Source organism: Methylobacterium sp. P3_A11 (assembly GCF_056403155.1).
In genome coordinates, this window is sequence record NZ_JBFUGA010000186.1 from 1 (window position 1) to 5,273 (window position 5,273).

The following is a 5,273-nucleotide window of genomic DNA, read 5'->3' on the forward strand; positions in this document are numbered from 1 at the left end:
GACCAATGGCCAGGTCGAGCGCATGAACCGGACCCTCAAGGACGCGACCGTCAAGCGCTACCACTACGACAGCCACGACCAACTGCGGGAACACCTCGCCGCTTTCCTGGATGCCTACAACTTCGCCCGGCGGCTCAAGACCCTACGCGGCCTCACGCCATACGAAGCGACCTGCCGAGCCTGGGCAGACGACCCAGGCCGGTTCAGATACGACCCAACCCATCTCACCTCGGGACTGAACACCTAGGGCGTTGTTGGGCCATGGGGCGCACGGCCCGTTGCCCAAGGACCCAAAGGGGCTTTTGCCCTATGGGGCGATCGGGCTGTCGGGTTAAGGGGCCGTTTACCTTTTGGGCATCAGCTCGTGTGGCCGCTGGCGGAGGCGCGCAACAGAGAGCTGGGGCAATGGCGGTTATCTCCGTTTGCTCGACCAAGGGCGGCGTCGGGAAGACCACGCTGGTGATCTGTCTCGCTGATGCCTACGCGCGCCAGGGCGGCAGCGTGGCCATCATCGACGCCGATCCAAACGGGCACGTATCCTCATGGCGCGATCGGGCTGGCGAGGACTGCACCGTGGACGTGAACGAGAAGACGGTGCTTGACCAGATCTCCGACGCGGCGTCGCGCTACAGCCTCGTGTTCGTGGACCTTGAGGGCGCCGCCTCACAGGCGGTCACGTACGCGATCGCCGAAAGCGACCTGGTGCTGATCCCCTCCAAGGTATCCGGCATGGATTTGCAGGAGGTGTTCCGCACCTATGAGGTGGTGCAGCGCGCGGAGAAGATGCTGCGCCGGCCAATCCCGGCCCGGGCGGTATTCACGCAGATGTCGCCGCTAAGCAGCCGTGTCGCCCAGCACGCGCGCCAGGAGGTGCAGGCCGCCACCATCCCGGTGCTGCGTACCGAGATCATCCAGCGCGCGGCCTACCAGAACATCCACTTCACCGGTGCCACGCCGGCGCACCTCGATGGCGACCCTAAAGCCCTGCAGGAGGTCGCCGGCGTGCTCGGCGAACTAATCGAGGTGCTGGCAGTCCAGCAGCAGGCTGCCTGACATGATGAAGCCCGCCTTCCAGCCTGCGCCGCGCCCGCGGCCCCGCATCTCGCCCGAGGACGCCCAGCAGCTCGCCGTGGCCACCAGCGACCTGGGTTTCACCCGGCCCTCGTCCGCGCCCGAGGCGCGGGCCAAGGAGCCGGCGCCGCCGGTTGAGCCTGTGCCGGTTGAAGTCCCATCTGCCCAAGCACCCAAAGCCCCACTTGCCCTAGCTGCTATAGCAAAGGGTACAGCCCTCAAATTCGAGGTGCCGGATCTGGTGTGGACAGCCTTGCGGCAGGAGGCGCTGAACCGCCGGGTCACGGTAAGGTACCTAGTCTTGGAGGCCCTGGCGGCGAAGGGCTACAACGTCGATCTGGCCGCGGTACCCGAGGACGGGAGACGCTTAAGATGATCGAGGTAGCCCTTGTTGCGGTCATCGCGGCGGCCTTGAGCGCCGCTGCAGCCGGTGCCATCAGCGGGCCTGGGGCCGAATGATCACCGCCGGCTTCCTCGTGATGCTGGCCGGCACGCTTGGCGCTATCGGAATCGTCGTCCTGGCACTTGAGCAGGCGCCACAACGTCGTCGATGAAGCAGCCACCAGACGCCGACCGCCTCGCCCTTGAGCTTGAGGTAGCTGAACTGCGCCAGCGGCTGGCGGGAGCCCAAAAAATGCTGGTGGAGACCCCGATCGACGCCGGCTAGCTGCACGCCCGGATCGGTAGCCTGCAGGACGAGTTGGCCCGCGTACGTGCTGACCGGGATACTTGGCGTGCTGCCGCCCGGGCAGCCGGCAGGGCAGTGGCATGAGCGTGTCACCGCCCGCAACTTCCCGCCCCCATGGCAGGCCGTAGAGTTAGAGGACGCGTTCCAGATCGTGGATGCCAACGGCTTCCCTGTGGCCTACATCTACTTCGCCGACGCGACACATCAACGTACCGGTTCCGATCGCATGTCGCGTGCTGAGGCGCGGCGCATGGCAGTTCGGATCGCAGCCCTACCTGAGCTGCGGCAGGCGCTACGTGATCCGGGCGAGTAGGCCTTCGGGAACTGTTCGGCCGCAAGCGGGTCTGCCTATCGATGAAGGTCCCCCGACCCATCGCACTCAGCCCGCTCGGCTCGCCGCGGCGGGCTTTCTTTTGTCGTCTGGGCGGTAATCAGTTTTCAAGCGCGTGCGCGGGAGCACCGCCGAAGCCTATAATTCGTGAGATCTTAGCCTCCAGACAGAGAAATCAATATTCCTGACGGAGAGTCAAATGGCCTACGTTTCAGCGACCCGACAGACCATAAGGCTCGATGAAGGCGACGTGACCATTCTGCTTCCGGCCGACCTGTCCGAGAAGAGCATCGGCATACTCCGGATCCGGCTCGAAACGCTGGCCGCAGGGCTGGGCTCAAAAAGAAATGACGACGACCAATCCTACTTGCGTGGGTTGGCCGGGTTGGCGGCTTACATCGCCAATTGACAGGTAGAGGTAGCTACTCGCCGATGCGCCAATCCACGGGCTGCAGATCCACCTGAGCTAGATCAACATCGAGCTGAATTGAGGTAGCATGCTGGAATGCCAGTTGGATCGGGGAAGGCGCTTGTTATCCTCCCTCACGGTGCGCACTGGGCCGATCCACGTAAGTCGCCGCGCCCGCGAAGTCTCGTGGCAGGCTGGTCTGGACGAAGCTACTCGACGGTGCGGCACTTCACGGGCGGCCGATCYAGCCCTGGCGTCCGCGGGCTCACCTTATGGAACCGCGTGCGGTCGCCGGTCACGACCTCGGCCACGTCATCGATGCCCCCCACGATGCGCGACACGGCCACGTAGAGCGGCCCCTGTGGCTTGGCCCGGGTCAGCACCTCGATGCAGGTGCGACGCCACCGGGCGCCTTCCTCAAGGAGGTGGACTTCCTCAGCCCTGACGAACACGGGCCGCCGCACCATCCCGCACCTCGCTCGCCCTGCGCCCGAGATGTAGAACGAGACAAGAACACGACCAGGCGAAGAACCAGCTCGATGGCATGCGCTGTCCGCGTGTTACGGGGATCCGTGAACTGAGCGGCATTCCGGTGACGGGCAGTTAACCATGCCGTCTGAGGATGGCCGCAGTGTTCGGCCTACAGCCCAGCGCCGGAAAAGCCGCACCGGCCTGTTAGACGGTCAGTATCGGTGCGGCCTCGCCGGCGCAGTCGCGCTTAGTTGGCTTCAACGAGCCCCATCAGGTCACAGCTCGCTCCTCAGCATCGGGAAGCTAGAGCTGCTGGACCCGCTTGGACGCGTCGCGGTTCCGGTAGAAATCCCAGAGCAGGAATGCCGGGAACGGGATCATGATCGCGAAGAAAATCCAATCGAACATCTGTGGCATGGGGACGGTCTCCTACAGTTTATAGAAGGGCTAACCCGCATCGGGGTCAGCGGATCCAACCTGAGTTCGTTCTGCCCCACAGGTAAGCGCCAGCTAAACCTTGTCGTCGGGCTCGGTGGGCTCCACGCTAGTGCCCAGTGCCCCGCCCTGGGGTGCATCGGTCGGACCATACCGGTCGCGGTTCGATTAGCCGCTGCTATCCGATGTGCGCGTGTCATGCGGGTGCGTCTCGCGCCGGTGTGCTCGGGCAAGTTCTCGATGTGTCGGGAGAGCACGCCATGGGGCCGGGGCGGCGCCCAGGCGGAGAACCGTCGGAGCGCGAGTGAGAAACACCGCAAGCAGCACCCACGGGACAACGAACACGACGAAGGCAGTCAGACCCATGGCAATCCTCCTGTCGGGAGCCGGGGATCCGGAGAGAACGCCGGGTGAGCAGCCTTTGATCCTTGTGGTTGCACCCGCCGGACCTGGGTCGCTGTCCACGCCCCGCCCCGCGCCGCCGGGATCCCGCGCGCGTTCAGCGCCGCCGCCACCTGCCGCAATGACACTGCCCCGCCGGCTCGCACCTCGGCCAGGATGGGCGCGAGATCGGCAGCGCGGGCCGCGCTCCTGCGCGCCCGTGCGTCAGCCGCCCTGGCTGAGCCCAGATCCCGGTTGCGCAGGTTGCCGGGATTGCCCAGCTGCACGCCCTGGGCCTTGGCCGCCGCCAGGGCGGCCTTGGTGCGGGCCGAGATCATTTTGCGCTCGGCCTGCGCGACCACAGCCATGATGCCGACCACGAGCTCGTTGGCCTCGGGCATGTCGGCCGCCACGAAGCGCACCCCGGCCTTCTGCAGGTTCAGCAGAAAGGCGGCATCACGGGACAGCCGATCGAGCTTGGCAATCACCAGCGTGGCCCCATGCACCCGGCAGAGCGCCATGGCCTCGGAAAGGCGGGGACGCGTATCACGCGCCCCGCTTTCGACCTCCACGAGCTCGGCCACGTGCCGCCAGGATCCGCCGGCCAGGAAGTCGGCCACCGCCCGGCGCTGGGCCTCAAGGCCGAGCCCTGAGCGTCCCTGCCGCGCCGTGGAGACCCGCAGGTAGGAGACGAACGCGCCGGCGCTCACCAGGTCCTCTCCTGGGCCACTGCAGCGTCCTGCATGGCTTTTGCCCAGTGCGGGCAGGTATGGGTCCGCAGATCCTTCAGGTGCCGCCGCTCATGCACGTGCTCGCCCAGGCGCACGAACTCCTCGGCCCAGATCCCGGTATCGGCAGCCCCATGCTTGTCCGTCCCGAAATCCGTGAGGCCGCAGCGGGGGCAAACGGCGATGTTCATGGGCTTCCCGCGCTCCGTGCCCCAAGTGACCAACGCACGAACGGTCGTTCGTGATGACGTCACGGGCTTGGCTGGCGCGGGATGGTTGAGGAAGGGCTAACAAGCCTGCGACGACGGCTACCGATGGTGGCCGCCATCGGCATGCAGTAATCCTGTGCAGTCGCTACGGCTTCGGGGGGTACGAAGCCGAACGGCATGCGGGCCGAGCATTCCCCTTCAAGCTCGGCCCGCGCCTACGCCTCCATCTCGCCCGGTCCAGTTGAACCGCCACGCGCGAGGCGCGGCGTTACGCGGCGTTACTTGGCTTGCGCATTTGGTTCTAGGGCCTGTCGTCGCCTGAACGGACTGGCGGGGCTTGCGTTTTCGTCTCTCCAAGGCAGGAGGGATGATGCTGAGCGACGCGCAATGGTCTGAGCTGGAGCCGCTGGTCGAGGCGTGCCGTCCGAAGGCCAAGACGCCACCGCAGGACCTGCAACGCACACTCTCGGCCATTCTCTGGCGGCATCAGAACGGGGCGAAATGGCGGGCCATTCCGGAGGATCTTGGTCCTTGGTGGCGGGCCGCACAG

The 5,273-nt window shown here is 66.0% G+C and carries 9 protein-coding genes; 6 read left to right on the forward strand and 3 right to left on the reverse strand.

Going from position 1 to position 5,273, the window contains the following annotated elements; translation table 11 throughout:
- The 5 genes from AC1DXK_RS29915 to AC1DXK_RS29935 all read left to right on the forward strand — a co-directional run.
- The coding region (locus AC1DXK_RS29915) for an integrase core domain-containing protein (RefSeq protein ID WP_456686759.1) at positions 1 to 247 on the forward strand (247 nt) is incomplete at its 5' end.
- Positions 248 to 405: 158 nt separating this feature from the next.
- Positions 406 to 1,053, forward strand: coding sequence for a nucleotide-binding protein (locus tag AC1DXK_RS29920; RefSeq protein ID WP_457108804.1), 648 nt, complete (start codon positions 406 to 408; stop codon positions 1,051 to 1,053).
- Between the two features lies 1 nt (position 1,054).
- Complete coding sequence (locus tag AC1DXK_RS29925) at positions 1,055 to 1,447, forward strand: hypothetical protein (protein ID WP_457108805.1); 393 nt, start codon at positions 1,055 to 1,057, stop codon at positions 1,445 to 1,447.
- A gap of 358 nt (positions 1,448 to 1,805) precedes the next feature.
- Positions 1,806 to 2,072, forward strand: coding sequence for a hypothetical protein (locus tag AC1DXK_RS29930; protein WP_457108806.1), 267 nt, complete (start codon positions 1,806 to 1,808; stop codon positions 2,070 to 2,072).
- 217 nt (positions 2,073 to 2,289) lie between these two features.
- Entirely contained in the window at positions 2,290 to 2,499 is a 210-nt protein-coding gene (locus tag AC1DXK_RS29935) for a hypothetical protein (RefSeq protein ID WP_457108807.1), read from the forward strand.
- 209 nt (positions 2,500 to 2,708) lie between these two features.
- Here AC1DXK_RS29935 and AC1DXK_RS29940 read toward each other — a convergent pair whose 3' ends face one another.
- The 3 genes from AC1DXK_RS29940 to AC1DXK_RS29950 form a co-directional block, all read right to left on the reverse strand.
- Complete coding sequence (locus AC1DXK_RS29940; RefSeq protein WP_457108808.1) at positions 2,709 to 2,966, reverse strand: hypothetical protein; 258 nt, start codon at positions 2,964 to 2,966, stop codon at positions 2,709 to 2,711.
- Between the two features lie 795 nt (positions 2,967 to 3,761).
- A complete protein-coding gene (locus AC1DXK_RS29945) occupies positions 3,762 to 4,496 on the reverse strand; it encodes a recombinase family protein (RefSeq protein WP_457108809.1) in 735 nt (244 codons plus the stop codon).
- On the reverse strand, positions 4,493 to 4,705 hold the full coding sequence (locus AC1DXK_RS29950) for a hypothetical protein (protein ID WP_457108810.1): 213 nt from the start codon (positions 4,703 to 4,705) through the stop codon (positions 4,493 to 4,495). The genes AC1DXK_RS29945 and AC1DXK_RS29950 overlap by 4 nt, the downstream gene beginning before the upstream one ends.
- A gap of 388 nt (positions 4,706 to 5,093) precedes the next feature.
- On the opposite strand from AC1DXK_RS29950, the gene AC1DXK_RS29955 reads away from it, so the two are divergent.
- Positions 5,094 to 5,273, forward strand: a 180-nt coding sequence (locus tag AC1DXK_RS29955; protein WP_456684703.1) for a transposase, incomplete at its 3' end; no start/stop codon positions are given.

Excerpts from the sequence above, each read along its gene's own strand:
- AC1DXK_RS29920 (WP_457108804.1), top strand. The coding sequence starts at position 406 with ATGGCGGTTATCTCCGTTTGCTCGACCAAGGGCGGCGTCGGGAAGACC.
- AC1DXK_RS29925 (WP_457108805.1), top strand. The coding sequence starts at position 1,055 with ATGATGAAGCCCGCCTTCCAGCCTGCGCCGCGCCCGCGGCCCCGCATC.
- AC1DXK_RS29935 (WP_457108807.1), top strand. The coding sequence starts at position 2,290 with ATGGCCTACGTTTCAGCGACCCGACAGACCATAAGGCTCGATGAAGGC.
- AC1DXK_RS29950 (WP_457108810.1), bottom strand. The coding sequence starts at position 4,705 with ATGAACATCGCCGTTTGCCCCCGCTGCGGCCTCACGGATTTCGGGACG.